The sequence below is a fragment of the Neoluteolibacter marinus genome (assembly GCF_014904755.1).
Classification (GTDB): domain Bacteria; phylum Verrucomicrobiota; class Verrucomicrobiia; order Verrucomicrobiales; family Akkermansiaceae; genus Haloferula; species Haloferula marina.
The window spans coordinates 1-1,061 of sequence record NZ_JACZFQ010000154.1 but is presented as its reverse complement, the minus strand read 5'-3'; the positions used below and the strand labels follow the sequence as shown (position 1 = coordinate 1,061).

Here is a 1,061-nt window from a genome sequence, read left to right as displayed (position 1 = left end):
GCTGGTGTCTGTCGGCCGCGGGCTCGGTGGGGGCGAGCGGTGTTGTACCAGTGCTGGAACTGATCCAGCAGGCCCTGCAGCTCGGGGAGATCGGCTGGTGTCGGGCGGGCGGCCAGCCAGCGTTTGAGGGTCTGGTGGAAGCGCTCGATCTTGCCCTGGGTCTGCGGGTGGCCTGGTGCCCCGTTCTTCTGCTGGATGCGGTGGGCATCGAGCAGCTTCTCGAATCCGTTGCGGCCGCCTCGGTACCTGGCCAGCCGGGAGGTGAAGACCAGGCCGTTGTCGGTCAGGGTCGAGGCCGGTGGCCCGTAGCGGCTGATCAGGGCGTTCATGGCTTCCACGACCATGGGCCCGGAGAACGAGGCGGCTGCCTGGATGTGCAGCAGCATCCGGGAATGGTCATCGAGCACGTCGAGGATGTCGATGCGGGTGCCGGTGGTCAGGAAGGTGTGGGTGATGTCGGCTTGCCAGCACTCGTTGGGCAGGTCGGCTTCGAAGCGCAGGTAGGACGATTTCGGGCGTTTGCGCGGGGCGGGCTGGATCAGGGCCTCGGCGTGGAGGATGCGGCGGATCGTGGAGGTCGAGGGCACGCGCAGTCCTTCTTGGTCCAAGTGCCAGGCGATGGTCTCCGGGCCCGCGTCAGCGCCTTGGGCGGTGAGTTCTGTGCGCAGGGTGATGATGCGTTCGCGCAGTGGTGGAGGGATGCGCTGCGGGGATCTGCGGGGTGCTTTCGAGCCCGGGTGCATCGCCTGGCTGCCGCCGGCGCGGTAGCGGGTGACCAGGACGTGGACCCATTGGCGAGAGATCCCGAACTTCTCGGCGGCCTGGGTGGTGGTGAGGCCCTGGTCGATCACGGAGCGGGCGATGACGATGTTGCGCTGGGTGCTCATCCGGCATCGTCACCGGGGCCAGGGTGTCAAGGATGTCGCGACTCACCGGTCAACGATCAGTGGTGGGGATCTGTCAACGATGTCGGGACTCATCGGTCAACGCTCACGCGGAAACGTGGTGGTCAGGGGCGTCAACGATGTCGTGACGCAGGACACTGTCATCCCGACCATGTA

The 1,061-nt window shown here is 66.6% G+C and carries 1 protein-coding gene; it reads right to left on the bottom strand.

The annotated features are described in order from the left end of the window. Positions 1 to 887: IS481 family transposase (locus tag IG178_RS24270; RefSeq protein ID WP_193215179.1), on the bottom strand; the 887-nt coding region annotated here is incomplete at its 3' end. Positions 888 to 1,061: the final 174 nt, after the last annotated feature.